Below are 16,038 nucleotides of genomic sequence, written 5' to 3' on the forward strand. Positions count from 1 at the left end.
CAGCCCTGGCCGTTGGCGGGGGCGTCGCGCCAGCCCTGGCCGTTGGCGGGGGCGTCGCGCCAGCCCTGGCCGTTGGCCGGGGTGTCACGCCAGCCCTGACCGTTTTCGGCCGGACCCGCACGGCGCGGCGCTTGCCAGCCGGGGCCGCCGGCGGGGAGTTCGCGTTGCCAGTTCTGGCCGTTCGCGGGCGGGGCCTCCCGGCGGGGCTCCGGCCGGCCCGGGCCTCCGGCGGGTAGCTCACGCTGCCGGCCCGGTCCGTTCGCGGGAGGCTGATCGCGCCAGCCTTGTCCGTTGGCGGAGGAGTCGTCGCGCCAGCTCTGTCCGTTGGTGGGAGGCTGATCGCGCCAGCTTTGTCCGTTGCTGGAGGGCTGGTCACGCCAGCTTTGCCCGTCGGTGGGGGGCTGGTCACGCCGGCTCTGCCCGTTCGCGGGAGGCTGGTCGCGGCGTGGTTCCTGCCAGCTCGGGGCGCTGCCGGGCAGCTCACGGGGCGGCTGGGCGGTGCCGTAACCGCGCGGCTCCGGGCGGCCGGGTTCGGTCCACGGCTCACGGCGGGGTTCCTGCCGGCCCTGCGGACCGTCGGTGGGCAGCTCACGAGACGAACCGGCGCCGTTCCAGCGCGGCGGCTCGGCGGACGGCAGCTCCCGCATCGGGCGCGCCTCGCCGTAGCCCCGGTTCGGGCCCATGGGAGGTTCCTGCCGCGAGGGCAGCGGGCCCTGGCGGACGCCGTCCGCCGGATAGTCGGGTCCGACCTCGAGTCGCCTGTACTGGCGGCCCTGCCGGGGCTCCGGCGCACCACGCCAGGACTCCTGGCCGAGCGGCTCGGTACCGCGGCCCTGACCCATGCCTCCGGCGCCGCGGGACGGACCCAGGGGGTCGGCGCCGCGGGGCGGGCCTAGTGGGTCGGCGCCGCGGGGCGGGCCGAGCGGCTCGGCGCCGCGAGCGGGTGGCTCGGGTGCGCGGCGGCGGCCGCCGCCCGGGGGTTCGGTGTTGCCATAGCCGTACGGGTCGGGCTCGGCACGGAAACGCCGGCCGTTCGGGTCACCGCTGAGACGGTCGCTGCCGGGACGGTCATCGTCACCAGGACGATTGCCACCCGGACGGTCGCTGTCCCCACGACGGCCGCCGTCGTAAGGCATGGACGCCGCGCCGCTCCAGGAGGGGCCGGCCGGCGGCATGCCGCCGGGGGTCGCGCTGCTCGGGCGGATGGCGCCGGGCATGGCGCTGCGCGGGCGGGTGCTGGGCACTCCGATGCTGGTCTGGGTGCTGCTGGGGGCGGTGCTGCCCGATCCGGCGATTCCCGTTCCGGTGCTGCTCGGCGCGACGCTGCGAGGCGCGGGCATCATCGCGTCGTTGCGTGGTCCGGGCGGTGTGCCGTTCGGGACGGCGCTGGTCGGCCAGGAGCCGCCGGGCATGCCGCCGCCGGGCATGCCGCCACCGAGCATGCCCCCGCCAGACATGCCGCTGTCGGGCATGCCACTGCTCGGGAGCGGGCCGCCGGGGACGCCGCCGTTCGGGCCGTCGTCGCGCCGGCTCCGCCGCGATCGTCCGCCGGGGCCGTCAGCGTCGTCGTCAGGCGCGTGGGAGCCGTTGCCCCTGGTCGCCTCCCGGCGGGCGGCCTCCGCGCGCCAGGCGAGCACCCTGGGGTCGTCCTCGGCACGGCTCCACTGGCCGGTGTCCGGGTCGCGGGTCCAGTTGCTGGTGTCCGGCTCGGCCGCCCAGGACGAGGTGTCCTCACGCCAGTCGGTGGCGTTCTGGTTGTACCGCGCGGGGCGGCCGCGGCGAGGCTGGGCGGCGGGAGGCGTGGCCGGTTCCGGTGCCTCCCGGCGGCTGCGGCGACCACCGGACGGGCCGGTGCCGCTCGGCGGTGGCGCCTCGGCGCGGGCACCCCAGGTGGGGCCCTGCGGTCCGGGGGAGCCGGGAGCGGTGTCCGAGAACATCTGGATGTTGCCGGTGTCGGTGTGCCGGGCCCAGTTGTCCGAATCCGAGCCGGACGACCAGCCCGAGCCACCGGAGGGTGTGGCTTCGGGCTCGGGTGCCCGCCGCCGGCCACGCCGGGGCGCCGGGTCCTCATAGGCGGCCTCTCGCCGCCAGGCGGCCCGGTCGTCCTCTCGGACCAGGTGACGGCCGTCCTCGGCCGGTGAGGCCTGCCAGCCGGGTGCGTCGGTGCGCTCCCATCGGGTCATGCCGGTGGTGTTCTCGCCCGGGTCGCGGTCCCAGCTGTTGCTGCGGGCGGTGCTGCTCGGCCCCCACGCGTCGGGGGGCTGTTGCGTGGTGCCCCAGTCCGGGGCCTGTTCCGAGCCTCGGTCCCGGCCCGGCTCCGAGCCGCGGCCCCAGCTGCCGGTCTGCTCCGCATCGCGGCCCCAGCTGCCGGTCTGCTCGGGACCGCGGCCCCAGCTGCCGGTTTGCTCCGGCCCGCGCCCATAGGACGGCGTGGGGCTGCTGCTGCCCCAGGCGTCCGCGGGCTGCCCGGTGCCGCGGCTCCAGGAAGGTGCGGGCGGTTCGGGCTCGGCAGCCCGGCTCGGCAGCGGCAGCGGTCCGGCCGACGACGGCAGTGATCCGGCCGACGAGGGCAGCGAGCCGGTCGACGACGGCGAGCCGGCTGACCAGGAGTCGGCGGGCTGCTGCCAGGAGGGCGCCTGGGTGGACGGCTGGCTCCACGACGGCGCGGCCGGGGCCCCGCCGGACCACGTCTGCTCAACCGGGCGGGTGGCCCGGCCAGATTCCTCCGGGCGGCGCCAGGACGGGGTCTCGTCCTCGGACTGCCGCCACGACGGGGTCTGCTGCTGGGGTGACGGCGCCGGGGACTGCTGCCAGGAAGGCGTGGACGACTGTCGCCAGGACGGCGTCGAAGATCTGTCCGTGATGTCACGGATGTCGCTGTTACCGGAATCGGTGTCCGGAGTAGGCCACGCCGTGCCGTTGATGGCCGGTTGGTCCCGATCCGGGTCGTTCTCCTCGTCGCCCCGCCAGGCCTCGGTGGTCGACCGCCACACGTGCGAGCCGGTCGAGGACCGCCACTCGGTCGTCTGCCGCCAGCGCGCGCCGGTGGCCCGCCACTCGGAGGTCTGGGTCCGCCAGCCGACCCCGTCGGCCGGGAACGTGGGGCGTCCGGTGGAGGCAACCTCGGACCAGCGGTTGGCCGGCTCGATCGCCTGACCGCCACCGTACGGCTCGACTTCTGCCTGCTGAGCCCATGCGTCGGCACGGCGCTGCCAGGTGAGCGCCTCTTCACTCGGCGCCATGCTGCCGGTGTCGGCGAGCGAGTCCCACCGAGACGCGGATTCGTTGACCTCCGGTTCCCGGGTCGGCCAAGCCTCCGCAGCGCGCCTGTCGCGCGACATGCGGGCGCCGTAGCCCCACTCCGGTTGGTCCACGTGAAAAGGGTGACGTGCGCAGGGCCGAACCGCAACGCCTCAGCGCGACGGCTTGCTCACCCCCATCGGTATTTCCCCTGATCTGCAACCTTTTCTGCCCTCCACAGGTGGGGATGACAAAAGTCCTGCTGGGGGCGGGGGTCGATCCGCTGTCCCCAGAAGTTGTCCACAAGGTGTGCACAGGCTGAGGGGAGATGTCCACAGGTTGTCCCAAGACTCGTCCACCGCGGTAGTTGGGCAGGTGGCGGGCCGATTCGTACAGTGGTCCAGCCTCGCGTACCCACTTTGATCCACGTGTTCTTCTCCAACCGGGGCCTGGATCAGCCGAAAGTGTCGTACCCGAGCTGTTCGATCGTGATGGCGGTCACTGGGGGAAAGGAGTCCGGAGTGTCGATCACCGACGACGCACGGCCGGAGTCCCGGCCGCCGTCCCAGTCCGGCGGCGGAAACAGTGGAGGCCCCGGTGGCGGGTCCGGCACGCCGGGCGGCGGGCCACCACGCAACAGCTCGGGCGGCGGCTCCGGGGGCGCCGGCGGGTTCGACAAGGCGCCGCCTCAGGACGTCGCGGCCGAGCAGGGTGTGCTCGGCGGCATGCTGCTGTCCAAGGACGCGATCGCGGACGTGGTCGAGATTCTCAAGACCACTGACTTCTACCGGCCGGTGCACTCCACGGTCTTCGACACGATCCTCGACCTCTACGGCCGTGGTGAGCCGGCCGACGCCCTGACCGTCGCCGCCGCGCTGGCCGACTCGGGCGATCTGCAGCGGGTCGGCGGCGTGCCTTACCTGCACACGCTCATCGAGAGCGTCCCCACCGCGGCGAACGCCTCCTATTACGCGCGGATCGTCTCCGAGCGGGCCATCCTGCGGCGCCTCGTCGAGGCCGGGACGAAGATCGTGCAACTGGGCTACGGCACCGGTGGCAACGGCGGCCGGGACGTCGACGACATCGTCGACCTCGCGCAGCAGGCGATCTACGACGTCACTGAGAAACGGGTCAGCGAGGACTTCGCGGCGCTCGGTGACATGCTCCAGCCCACCCTCGACGAGATCGAGGCGGTGGGTGCGTCCGGCGGCATGATGACCGGCGTCCCGACCGGCTTCCAGGACCTCGACCGCCTGCTCAACGGCCTGCACGCCGGTCAGCTGATCATCGTGGCCGGCCGGCCCGGTCTCGGTAAGTCGACAGTCAGCATGGACTTCGCCCGCAACGCGGCGATTCAGAGCGGCTGCGCGAGCGCCATCTTCTCGCTCGAAATGAGCAAGATCGAGATGGTGATGCGGTTGCTCTCCGCCGAGGCGCGGGTGCCCCTGCACACCCTCCGGTCCGGGCAGCTCTCCGACGACGACTGGACGAAACTGGCACGCCGGATGGGCGAGATCAGCCAGGCGCCGATCTTCGTCGACGACACGCCGAACATGAACCTGATGGAGATCCGGGCGAAGGCCCGCCGGCTCAAGCAGCGCCACAACCTGCGGCTGCTCGTCATCGACTATCTCCAGCTGATGTCCTCGCCGAAGAAGACGGAGAGCCGTCAGCAGGAGGTGTCCGAGCTGTCCCGTGGCCTGAAGCTGCTGGCCAAGGAGATCGAGTGCCCGGTGATCGCGGTGAGCCAGCTGAACCGTGGTCCCGAGCAGCGCACCGACAAGCGTCCACAGCTCTCCGACCTGCGTGAGAGTGGCTCGATCGAGCAGGACGCCGACGTGGTGATCCTGCTGCACCGCGACGACTACTACGACAAGGAGTCGCCGCGCGCCGGCGAGGCGGACTTCATCGTGGCCAAGCACCGTAACGGTCCCACCGACACGGTGACGGTGGCCGCGCAGCTGCACCTGTCGCGCTTCGTGGACATGGCGATCTAGACCGAGCTGACGAGACGATCCGGCCGAGCCGACGAGGCCACCGCGCCGTCCGGGATCTCCACCGGACGGCGATCCAGCTAGGCCGACGATGCGATCCGGCCCACGCCGGCATGGCGATGCGATCCGGCCCACGCGGCATGGCGATGCGATCCGGCCCACGCGGCATGGCGATGCGATCCGGCCCACGCCGGCATGGCGATTCGGAAGAAGTGCACAGGGCGACCTGGGAGAAGGCTGTCCCGCCGGTCGCGGCTTCGGCCGCGAGCCCCCGCCGGCGAGGACAGGCTTATAGGTCTTCGTCGGGATTTGTCGACGATTACTGCTGCGTCTGCTCGTCCGACGGGCGGTGGTTCGTCACGAGCTGCTCTATCTGTCGGTGTTTGCCGGCCGACGCCTGCTGAACCGTTTCCACAATCGTGCGGGCCAGGGTCTCCGGATCCCATTCCCGGCAGGCGCGCTGATCGAGTCGCAGGTCCACCAGGCGACCGTCCGCGTCGACGGTGGCGTGCACGGCGCCGTCCCCGGAAGCGGCACTGACCTGCATGGCCGCCAGGCTGCGCTGTAGTTCGTCCACTCCGGACCGAAGGTCCTCATAACGTCCGTAAACGTCTTCCAAATCGGTGCGCAGCGCTTGATTCGCCGATTGATCCGTTGTTTCAGTCACGGGTATTCCTCCGTTCGCCGCGACAGGGGGCGACGTGACAATACCCAAGATCAGCGACGTTGCGTATTACTGCGACTTCATAACGCACATGAAAAGAGAGACCTATCGAAATGGTTCTCTCCGAAGTGTCGAGGCGACTCCGGTTTGTGGTCACGCGCCGTGTTCGCCGTCACAGGAGTGCCGGCAGAGCGGTCGATCCGTGGACGCCCCAGTGCTGGTGGCCGCAGGTGAGAACGTCTACGACGGAGACTCGGGTGTATACGGAGGTCTGCGTTGTCCGTCACCGTGAGTGCGTGGGGCGGCTTGGCCGGGCGCGAGATCAAAGGGCTCCGGCGTCTCACCTCGCGGACACCACAGTCCTGAAAATGGACGGCCGGGCGGCGCTGCGCACCGGCGGGGGTGCCGAGACCGGCGGATCGTAGGCGGGCGAGCCCTGCGCGTGAGCCCAATCCATCACGCGCAGGGCCGGACCGTTGAGAACGACAGGGTGGTTCAGTCGAAGAGGTCGTGCAGGAAGCCGCGACGACGGTAGTGACCGTGGTGCTGCTGTCCACGACGGTAGTGACCGTGGTGGCCGTAACCGGGCCGGGCGTAAGGCGCCGCGGCTGCGGGCGGGTAGGCGTGCGGAACCGGAGCACCGTAGCCGGGCGGCGGCGGGGGCGGCGGGACGTAACCACCGGGGTGCTGAGGATGCTGGGGCTGCTGATGCGGGGCGGGCGGCGGCGGGGCGCCTGCCCCGCCGGGCGGCCGGGCGTTGTAGCTCTGCTCGGCGGCGAAGAGCTTCTCCAGCTCACCACGGTCCAGGAAGATCCCGCGGCACTCGGTGCACTGGTCGATCGTGACGCCGCTGCGCTCGTAGACCCGCATCTCGCCGTGACACTTGGGACAGGTCATCTGCATCTCATTGACGGTACAAGGCCGTGTCATGCCGTGCAGCCGTTGTAGCTGTGTGGTTGCTGAGTGCGGCCGCCCAGACGAGCAGGGCGGCCGGGTACAGCAGATAGCCGAATCGTGTCGTCGGCATCAGCAGGATGGCGGTGAGCAGGCCGTATCCGCAGAACAGCGCGGCCGTGGCGGCACTGCGCGGCGGCCGGCGCAGAAGGAGGACGCCGATGGTCGCCGCCGCGCCGACGAGCAGGGCGGTGGCCACGAACCGGCCGCCGGGAAGTGACTCGGCGATGAGGTAGCCGGGGAACGGTGACTGTGCGGGGCTGGTGACGAGCCCGTGCCCCATCGGGAACCGCAAGACGTTCTCGATCAGTGCGCCCGGATCCACCAGCAGTGGCGGGAGAACAGCCAGCACCGGCAGGGCCAGGGCGGGCGGCAGGAAGCGGCGCCAGTTGCCGGTGGCGATGGCCAGGACGGCCAGCACGGCGAGCACCGGCAGGGCGAAGAGCTTGCATGCGGCGGCCGCTCCGACGGCGGCGCCCGACCAGCCGTACCGGCCGGTGCCGGCGAGGGCCAGGGCCAGCAGGCAGAGGGCGAGGACGGGGATGTCGTCACCCCCGGTGGCGAGCGTCAACGCGGTCACGGGGAGGACGGTGGCCGCTTGGACAGCGCGTACCCGCAAGGGGGCCGAAGTGAGAAGGGTGACCGCCGCGGCCAGCGCGGCCACCGTGGCGACCGCGAACCAGATCCGTGCGTCCGTCCACCAGTGCTCGCCGGCGATCGCGCGTGGCAGGCCGAAAACGGCCATGCCGGGCTGGTAGGGCCGGTAGCCGAGCAGCCGCTCGTCCAGAGGGATCGCGGCGATCTCGGCGCGGCCGAGGTACGGGGTGCCGCTGTGCAGCAGGGACCCGCCCATGTGCTCGACGACGACCACTTCTTCCTGCGCCCGGTCGGTACGCCCGCCGGCACGCTGGACCGCCTGGACGATCAGCGGGAGGAGCGCGACCGCGGCGTACGTGCACCAGGCGAGCGCCTCACGGAAAGCCGGCCGCCGCAGCACGAGTTGTCCCGTGACGATCAGCGCCGCGATCAGGTAGCCGCAGGTCGCGATCATGCCCCAGGACCGGTGCGGCAGCAGCGTCGACGACAACGCGGTGATCAGTGCGAAGGCCGCGGAGACCAGGTACAGGCCCAGATCGGCGGCGAGCCCGCCGGCGGCCCGGTCGATCCTGCGCAGGCTGCCGGTCTTGGTCACGCGGGCCAGTGTGGCAGAAGCACCCCAGGGCAGGGCGGCAGGACGCAGCAGCGCGAGCAGCCGGATGCGGGCCGGATCACGCGGGCAGGTGCGGCACCGAGGAGCGCCCGCCCCCCGAGGCCCGGCGGGCCGGCAGCCGCACGACCGAGCCGCCGTCGTGCAGGGCGGCCGCGAGCACACCGGGCTGCCCGCCCGACCCGCGCCGCAGCACGCCGAGGAAACGGGCCGCCGAGTGCGGCCGGGCGAACAGGTGCCCCTGGCCGGCCAGGCAGCCCAGCTCCCACAGGGCCCGCCGCTGCGGCTCGCTCTCCACTCCTTCGGCGACCACGGTGAGGTGCAGGTTGCGAGCGAGGTCCACGGTCGAGCGAATGACTGCGGCGGCCTCGGCCGAGGTCTCCACCCCCGCCACGAACTCCCGGTCGATCTTCAACTGGTGCACCGGGATCCGGGAGAGCACGGACAGCGACGAGACACCGGTGCCGAAGTCGTCGATGGCGAGCCGGACACCGGCGTCGCGCAGCTCGGCGAGAGCCCGTTCGACCACGTCGAGCTGGCTGATCGTGAGGGTCTCGGTGAGTTCCAGGACGAGCCGGTCCGGTGGCACGTCGTGGTGGGCGAGCCGGGCCAGCACCGCGCTGGGGAACGTGGCGTCGAGCAGGCTGCGCGGTGACACGTTGACCGCGACCGGCAGGTCGAATCCGGCCTCCCGCCAGTTCTGCATGGCGAGCAGCGACTGTTCCAGCACCGCGTCGGCGAAGGCCGGCAGCTGGCCGGACCGTTCGACGGTCTCCAGGAACTGCACCGGGCTGAGGTTGCCCTGATCGGGGTGCCGCCACCGGGCCAGCGCCTCGGCGGCCACCACCTCGCCGCTGCCCAGGTCGACGATCGGCTGGAAGTCCACAGTGAACTCGTGCTCGGCCACCGCCCGGCGCAGCTCGCCGGTGAGCATCAGCCGTTCCAGATCGGCGGTGTCCCGGGCGTGCGCATAGACGAACGTCTGCTGGTTGGAGCGTTTCGCCTGGTACATCGCGATGTCGGCGCGGCGCATCAGCTCCTCGACGCTGCCGGTGCCGGCGGCCAGGGCGATGCCGCCGGCCGCTTCCACGGTGATCTCCATGCCTTCGACCTCGATGCCGCTGTCCAGGCCGGCGAGGATGCCGGTGGCCCGGTGGCTGGCCAGCGCCGGCGTGGGCAGGCCGGTGAGCAGCACCGCGAACTCGTCGCCGCCCAGCCGGGCGACCAGGTCGCCGGGTGCGGCCGCGTCGCGCAGGCGGTTGGCGACCTCGCGCAGCACGTGGTCGCCGGCGGCGTGCCCGAGCGTGTCGTTCACTTCTTTGAAGTGGTTGAGGTCGATCAGGAGCAGGGCGAACAGGCCGTTCTGCCCGGACGCCTGGAAGAGCTCGCCGGCCTGCTCGTAAAGCCGGCGGCGGTTCGGCAGGCCGGTGAGCGGGTCGTGCGCGGCGGCGTGTGCGTTCGCGGCGGCGATGCGCGCCAACTCCGCGTACGCCTGGGCGTTGCGGATGGCGGTGCAGACGGCCGAGGCGAAGGTGCGCAATTTGTACTGTTCGACCTCGGTCAGGCGGACCATGCCGCCGAATCGCAGCCGGAGCACGCCGACCTGGACGCCGCCGTCGTGCGCCACCAGGTCGACAGTGGTCTCGTCGGGCTGGACCGGCCGGGAGGCGAGGTCGCCGTCGGAGATCACCTGGGTGTCGGTGGCCCGGACCGTGCGACCGCCGCCGTGGGCCGGAAGGTCGATCGACGCCTCGGCGGCGGAGAAGATCTGTGCGGCCCGGGTGGTGGCCGAGTGGAGCACCTGGGTGAGGTCGACGGCGTTCAGCTCGTCGGTCGCCTTGGCCAGGCGCTGCCACGACTCCCGCTCCTCGCGGGTGCGGGAGCTGCGGGACTGCCAGAGGTGCATGCAAGCCACAACGAGTGGGACGACCAGGAGGAGCAGATAGCTGGTGCCGCTGCTCAGCAGGAGGATCACCAGCAGGCAGGCGATCAGGGTGCTGAGGTAGCCGACCAGCTTGATCCCGGGATTGTGGCCCAGGAGCTGCCGTGCCGGCGTCTGTGTGCTGGTGGCCATCACCGGCACGAACGCGAGGTGGTCGACCACGCTGACCGCACAGAGCGCGAGGATGATCGACCCGACGGCGAAGGGCGGGTTCCCGAGGTCCGGCTGGACGCCCGTCGCGAGGAAGACAGCGGCCGCCGTGCTCGCGGTGAGCGCCTCCTTGGCGATCGAGAACACTGTCTTCAGCGGGCCGGACCGGAGCAGAAGCTTGTGGATCGCCACGCCGGCGATCGCGCAGAGGACCACCCAGGGTGCCGGGATCAAGACCAGCCCGATCAGAACCGGCAGCTCGCTCCAGGTGAACCGATCCAGGCTGGACCGCACCCGGATCTCGGTCCGCACCCGGTTGGCCAGGACGACGGCGGCGCCGAGGGCCGCGAGCACGAGCGGCTCGGGAACTGGCTGAGGGTGGCCGAACCCGTGCGCCGCGATGGCCGCCGCGAAACCGAGCCCGAACACGACGACGAGACCGACTAGCAGCCGGAGCTGCTGATCGGTCACGTTGTCGTCATCGCTTGTCGAAGTCATCGCGTGTCGAAAGTCATGGTGTCCTGATCGCCGAGCGTGATTCGGTCGTCGCTCAAGGCTCAAGGTTAGGCATGCGCGCCGCAGCGCGCACCTGCTGTTTTCAGCCCCACTCGGTGCCGCGCATGTCTTTCCTCCTCGCTCAAGGTTTTTCAACCGGTCTGTCGGTTATCTGTCCGTCGCGACAGGACAGACGTTAGGGCGAGAAGGTGTCGGTTTCCAGTGGATCGTGTCGGTATGCGCATATTGCGGGAATAGGATGGAGATCCGTTACGCAACGCTTTCGAATGGAGACTCAATGCAATTGAGAATGCCCATTCGAAAGAGACTCTCACTCTTGGTCGGACACTTCTGACCAGTGCCGAAGCATGACCGCCGGGTGTGGACAAAGTGTGAAGGCAATACGGCGAAGATGCGAACGCGGTGGTCGCGGAAGCTCTATAAGCTCCCGGTATGCCCCAGGAATTCCAGCTGACCCACGTCGACGAAACCGGCGCGGCGCGCATGGTCGACGTGTCGGCCAAGGAGGTGAGCGACCGGCGCGCGGTCGCCGCCGGTCGCGTCCGCACCACTGCCGAAGTCATCGACCTGCTGCGCCGGGACGGCCTGCCGAAGGGCGACGCCCTCGCGGTAGCCCGGCTGGCGGGGATCATGGGCGCCAAACGGACCCCGGACCTGATCCCGCTCTGTCACCCGATCGGCCTGCACGGTGTGACTGTGGAGCTGACCCCCTCCGAGGACACGGTGGAGATCACCGCGACCACCAAGACGGCCGACCGGACCGGCGTCGAGATGGAGGCTCTCACCGCCGTCGCGACAGCCGGCCTGGCGATGATCGACATGATCAAGGCGGTGGATCCGGCCGCCAGCCTGGAATCGGTTCGGGTGCTGCGCAAACAGGGCGGAAAGACCGGGGATTGGGTACGCCCGAAGGACCGCCCGTGACCGGCCGGACCGGGGAGACCCCGCGATGAGGGCCCGGGTGATCGTCGCGTCCAACCGGGCGGCGGCCGGCGTCTACGCCGACACCAGCGGTCCCCGTCTCGTCGCCGGCCTGCGGGAACTCGGATGTGCGGTGGACGAGCCGGTGGTCGTGCCGGACGGCGAGCCGGTGGCCCAGGCGCTGCGTGCGGCGGTCGCCGAGGGTGTCGACGTGGTGCTGACCAGCGGTGGCACCGGTGTCACCCCGACCGACCGGACCCCGGAGGCGACCCGCGGCCTGCTCGACTTCGAGATTCCGGGCATCGCCGAGGCGATCCGGGCGTACAGCCGCGACCGGGTGCCGGCCGCCGCCCTCTCCCGCGGCCTCGCCGGAGTGGCCGGGCGGACCCTGATCGTCAACCTGCCCGGGTCGACCGGCGGCGCCAAGGACGGCCTGGCGGTGCTGGGGCCGCTGCTGGCGCACACCGTCGACCAGATCCGCGGGGGAGATCACTGACCGGTGCGGCGATAGGCTTCTCCGGTGACCGAGTTGACCCCAGTGGACTGGGAGCAGGCGCGCGAGCGGGTTTACCGGGCGGGCCGGGACGCGGCGGGCGGTGTGGAGGAGATCCCGCTGGCCGATGCGGACGGGCGGACCCTCGCCGAACCGCTGCGCACCCTGACCGATCTGCCCGCGTTCCCCACCTCGAGCATCGACGGCTGGGCCGTGCGCGGTGCCGGGCCGTGGCGTCCGGCCGGACGGGTGCTGGCCGGCCACACGCCGCCGCCGCTGACCGAGGAGGGCGCCTGCGTGGAGATCGCCACGGGCGCCATGGTGCCGGCCGGCGCCACCGCGCTGGTCCGGATCGAGGACTCGGTCACCGGCGCCGACGGCCGCGTCTCCGGCGAGCCGCGCCCGGCGCCCGACTGGCGTCTGCCGGGTGAGGAGGCCCGGCGCGGCGAGGAGCTGCTGCCGGCCGGGACGGCTGTCGACCCCGCGGTGATCGGCATGGCGGCCACCTGCGGCTATCAAACTCTGGCGGTACGCGTGGAGCCGCGCGCCTCGCTGCTGGTCTTCGGTGACGAGTTGCTCACCTCGGGTCCGCCCGGCGGTGGGCGGGTCCGCGACTCGCTCGGCCCCCAGATCCCGGGCTGGCTGCGCCGGTACGGCGCCACCATGGTCGGTGTCACCGGCCCGGTGCGGGACACCCTCGACGCCCACCTGGACGCGCTGCACACCGCCCTGCGCGGTGCCGACCTGGTGTGCACCACCGGCGGGACGATGCACGGCCCGGTCGATCACCTGCACCCCGCGCTGGCCGAGCTCGGCGCGGAGTACATCGTCAACACCGTCGCCGTCCGCCCCGGCTTCCCGATGCTGCTGGCCCGCGTGCCCGGCGCCGACGGCCGGCCACGGTTCCTGGCCGGGCTGCCGGGCAACCCGCAGTCCGCGGTGATCGCCCTGGTCACCCTCGTGGCGCCGTTGCTGGCCGGGTTGCGTGGTCGCCCGCCGGCGCCGTTGGAGCAGGTGGAGGCGGCCGCGCCGGTGCCCGGCCGGGGCGACTTCACCCACCTGGCCCTGGCCACCCTCGATCCCACCGGTCGCACCGCCACCCCGGCCGGGCACGTCGGCTCGGCGATGCTGCGCGGCCTGGCCAACTCGCACGGTTTCGTCGTGGTCCGGCCGGGCGCCAAGGCCGCGGCCGGTGACCTGGTCCCCTTCCTGCCCCTTCCGCTGACGCCCGGGGAGCGATCGTGAGCACCCAGAACCCCACCCCGACCGGCCCGGCGCCCGCCGGCGCGACCGGCGTCGTCGTCCGGGCCGAGGTCGTCGACGAGACTCTCGACCTGGCGGCGCACGAGGCCGCGGTCGCCGACCGCCGAGCCGGCGCCGTCGTCTCCTTCCAGGGCGTGGTCCGCGACCACGACCACGGGCGCGGCGTCACGCTCCTGGAGTACGAAGGGCATCCCAGCGCCGCCGCGGTCCTCCGGGAGGTGGCCGAGGAGATCGCCGCCGACCCGGCCGTCCACGCCGTCGCCGTCTCGCACCGGATCGGCACCCTGCAGATCGGCGACGTCGCGCTGGTCGCCTCGGTCAGCACGGCACACCGGGCAGCGGCGTTCGCGGCCTGTGCCCGGCTGGTCGACGAGGCCAAGGCCCGTCTGCCGATCTGGAAGCGGCAGGTCTTCCTGGACGGCACCGACGAGTGGGTCAACTGCCCGTGACCTGGCCGAGGTGAGCTGCGTGTCATAGGGATGTGCGCCCGCGAGCTGCTGCAGTCGGTCCCGGGCGACCGGGTCAGCCGCCGCGCGGAACCGGGATGGCGGCGGGTTTGCGGGTGGGGCGGCGCAGCACCGGGACGGCGGGTGCGCTGCCGTGCCGCCACGGCAGCGCGTTGACCACCAGGATCAGGGCGAAGTCGGTGGCGTTCCACGGTTGTGCCCACGCCGGGGCGACCAGCAGGCCGTACCCGAGCAGGGCGGCCAGCGCGAAGCCGGCGCCTGCGCCGCGGGCCGAACGGGGCAGCCGGGTGCCCAGCCGTCGTCGCATCGCGGCGTCGGCCAGGATCAGCACAGCCGGCACCAGCCAGATCGTCTCGGCCGGCCCGGTGACCGGGCCGGCCGCCGCGACGGTGAGCGCGACCAGGGTGAACGCCGCGATCTCGTCACCGTCGGCGTGCGCGGAACGGGCTCGGATCAGGCCGACGGCGAGCAGCAGGACGGCGAAGGAGAGCCAGACCAGCACCGGCGGGGCGGCATAGCCGTACAGCCGGGCCAGCAGGCCGGCCAGCGACTGGTTGGCCGGGTCGCTGATCGGGGTCGCCCGGTCGAGTTCCCAGAGGGCGGTGTCGTACCACGCCAGGGTCTCGCCGGGGGTGGCGAGCGCGACGGCAAGGGTGACCGACACGGCGGTGACCAGCGCGGTCATCGCGGCCCGGTGCTGCCGGGTGACCAGCAGATAGCCGACGAACAGCACCGGGCCGGCGGCCAGCGCGAGGGCGACGCCGGTGCCGATCCCGGCCCAGGCGCCGGTCGCCCAGGCGCGGCGCAGCCGGATGGCCACCGACCCGGCGCGGGCCGGCTGGGCGGCACTGCGACCCGGCCACCAGGTCGCTCGGCTACGGGCCCAGGCGGCCCGGCGCAGCGCCACCAGATCGGCCACGACCAGGGCGAAGAGCAGAAGGTCGGCGCGGCCGAGGCCGACCGCGGCGCGGACCGGGGTGGCGGCCAGGGCGAGGGCGGCGACGGTGAGGACGACCGTGGAGCGGCGCAGGCCGTAACGGCGGGCGATCGGGCCGGCCAGCACCACCACGGCCAGCAGGAACGCGGCCAGGCCGGCGAGCGCGAGCAGCCAGCCGGCCGCCCGCAGGGGCAGCAGGGTGAGCGGCGCCATCAGGAGCGCCAGAGTCGGGGAGAGTGCGGCGGCGGTCTGGCTGCCGGGCACCCGGTACGCGTACAGACTGTCGCCGTTCAGCCAGCCCCGGATCGCCTCCAGCTCGACGGCGAGGGTGCTCAGGCCGTACCGCTGGAGGTTGAAGTTGATCCAGAAGAGCGTGCCGAGCACGCTCAGCGCAAGCACTGCGGACCGCGTGCGCACAGCGCGACACGCACCCCTGTCGATTTCCGGCATGGCGCGACCCCCGTCTCGTCCCCGGGCGCGGCACGGCCTGTCGCTCGACCCGCCCGGAGCGCACGAGACGCGTCGGGCGGGAGCAGCGGGCAGGTCGTAAGCCGGGCGGAAGCGAGCTTAGAAGGCGCAGACCGACCGCGCGGCCCCTCGTCCGCTTTAACGCAGAGGCCGCTAAGAGGTTGTTACCCGGGCAAAACTGACCGTTTCCGGCCGACGGCATACCGGCCGGGGTGGGTCCTGACTCAACCGGGCAGCTTGCGGCCGGCGGCGGCCGCGAGGGCGGCGATCTTCGCTTCGCGCTTGGCGGTACGCACTGCGCGCCGCGCCGACTGCTGCGACCGATCCACTGCCCGGCTGACCGACCGCTGGCCGCGGTCCACCGCGTGGGTGGTGCGGTAACGCAGGCCGGGGCGCCCCTCGGTGTCGGCGGCGGCCAGCAGCAGGCCGCCGAGCAGGCCGAGGTTCTTCAGGAAGTGGATCTGCTGCGCGGCCTGCTCCTCCTTCGGCACCGACCAGAACGGATGCCCGGCCCACGTGGTCGGGATCAGCCCGGCCGCCAGCACCGCCGCGGCGGGCCGGGTGAAGTGGCCGGTGGCGAGCGCGACGCCGGCCACCACGTCGGCGGCGGCCTTCGCGCGCACCAGAGTCTCCGGGTCGGTGGGCAGGCGGGGATCGGTCTTCTCCAGCAGCGGGCCGACCCGGTCGGTGACCCGGCGGGCGGCTTCGACGCGGCTGTCACCGGGACGCATCAGCACGCGGACTCCGCTGATCACGAAGATCGAGGCGAGCATGGCTCGGGCTGCGGTGCGAACGGGCTTCATGCGTCTCGTTATACCCGCA

12 protein-coding genes are annotated in these 16,038 nt (G+C 72.5%); 5 read left to right on the top strand and 7 right to left on the bottom strand.

What is annotated here, in order from left to right; translation table 11 throughout:
• The coding region (locus tag AC0NH5_RS21715) for a hypothetical protein (protein ID WP_474406653.1) at nt 1–3,374 on the bottom strand (3,374 nt) is incomplete at its 3' end.
• A gap of 387 nt (nt 3,375–3,761) precedes the next feature.
• On the opposite strand from AC0NH5_RS21715, the gene dnaB reads away from it, so the two are divergent.
• Entirely contained in the window at nt 3,762–5,237 is a 1,476-nt protein-coding gene (gene dnaB / locus AC0NH5_RS21720) for a replicative DNA helicase (RefSeq protein WP_474406655.1), read from the top strand.
• Nucleotides 5,238–5,553: 316 nt separating this feature from the next.
• Here dnaB and AC0NH5_RS21725 read toward each other — a convergent pair whose 3' ends face one another.
• The 4 genes from AC0NH5_RS21725 to AC0NH5_RS21740 all read right to left on the bottom strand — a co-directional run bounded on the left by AC0NH5_RS21725 (nt 5,554) and on the right by AC0NH5_RS21740 (nt 10,649).
• The gene (locus tag AC0NH5_RS21725) at nt 5,554–5,901 is read right to left on the bottom strand and encodes a YbaB/EbfC family nucleoid-associated protein (RefSeq protein ID WP_474406657.1); all 348 of its coding nucleotides are present in this window, start codon (nt 5,899–5,901) and stop codon (nt 5,554–5,556) included.
• Between the two features lie 492 nt (nt 5,902–6,393).
• Entirely contained in the window at nt 6,394–6,801 is a 408-nt protein-coding gene (locus tag AC0NH5_RS21730) for a TFIIB-type zinc ribbon-containing protein (RefSeq protein WP_474406659.1), read from the bottom strand.
• A gap of 1 nt (nt 6,802) precedes the next feature.
• Complete coding sequence (locus AC0NH5_RS21735; RefSeq protein WP_474407139.1) at nt 6,803–8,053, bottom strand: glycosyltransferase 87 family protein; 1,251 nt, start codon at nt 8,051–8,053, stop codon at nt 6,803–6,805.
• Between the two features lie 67 nt (nt 8,054–8,120).
• On the bottom strand, nt 8,121–10,649 hold the full coding sequence (locus AC0NH5_RS21740) for a putative bifunctional diguanylate cyclase/phosphodiesterase (protein WP_474406661.1): 2,529 nt from the start codon (nt 10,647–10,649) through the stop codon (nt 8,121–8,123).
• Nucleotides 10,650–11,099: 450 nt separating this feature from the next.
• On the opposite strand from AC0NH5_RS21740, the gene moaC reads away from it, so the two are divergent.
• Genes moaC through AC0NH5_RS21760 form a run of 4 tightly spaced genes read left to right on the top strand, consistent with a single transcriptional unit; the run spans nt 11,100 to nt 13,793 of the window.
• Entirely contained in the window at nt 11,100–11,591 is a 492-nt protein-coding gene (gene moaC, locus AC0NH5_RS21745; protein WP_474406663.1) for a cyclic pyranopterin monophosphate synthase MoaC, read from the top strand.
• 25 nt (nt 11,592–11,616) lie between these two features.
• A complete protein-coding gene (locus AC0NH5_RS21750; RefSeq protein WP_474406666.1) occupies nt 11,617–12,084 on the top strand; it encodes a MogA/MoaB family molybdenum cofactor biosynthesis protein in 468 nt (155 codons plus the stop codon).
• Nucleotides 12,085–12,108: 24 nt separating this feature from the next.
• The gene (locus AC0NH5_RS21755; protein WP_474406669.1) at nt 12,109–13,326 is read left to right on the top strand and encodes a molybdopterin molybdotransferase MoeA; all 1,218 of its coding nucleotides are present in this window, start codon (nt 12,109–12,111) and stop codon (nt 13,324–13,326) included.
• Complete coding sequence (locus AC0NH5_RS21760; protein WP_474406671.1) at nt 13,323–13,793, top strand: molybdenum cofactor biosynthesis protein MoaE; 471 nt, start codon at nt 13,323–13,325, stop codon at nt 13,791–13,793. The genes AC0NH5_RS21755 and AC0NH5_RS21760 overlap by 4 nt, the downstream gene beginning before the upstream one ends.
• Nucleotides 13,794–13,866: 73 nt before the next feature.
• Here the strand turns inward: AC0NH5_RS21760 and AC0NH5_RS21765 are convergent, their stop codons facing one another.
• Nucleotides 13,867–15,165 (bottom strand): glycosyltransferase 87 family protein, encoded by a 1,299-nt coding sequence (locus AC0NH5_RS21765; protein WP_474406674.1) that lies wholly within the window; start codon nt 15,163–15,165, stop codon nt 13,867–13,869.
• 275 nt (nt 15,166–15,440) lie between these two features.
• Entirely contained in the window at nt 15,441–16,019 is a 579-nt protein-coding gene (locus AC0NH5_RS21770; protein ID WP_474406676.1) for a DoxX family membrane protein, read from the bottom strand.
• Nucleotides 16,020–16,038: the final 19 nt, after the last annotated feature.

Source organism: Actinoplanes sp. 13, from assembly GCF_056134165.1.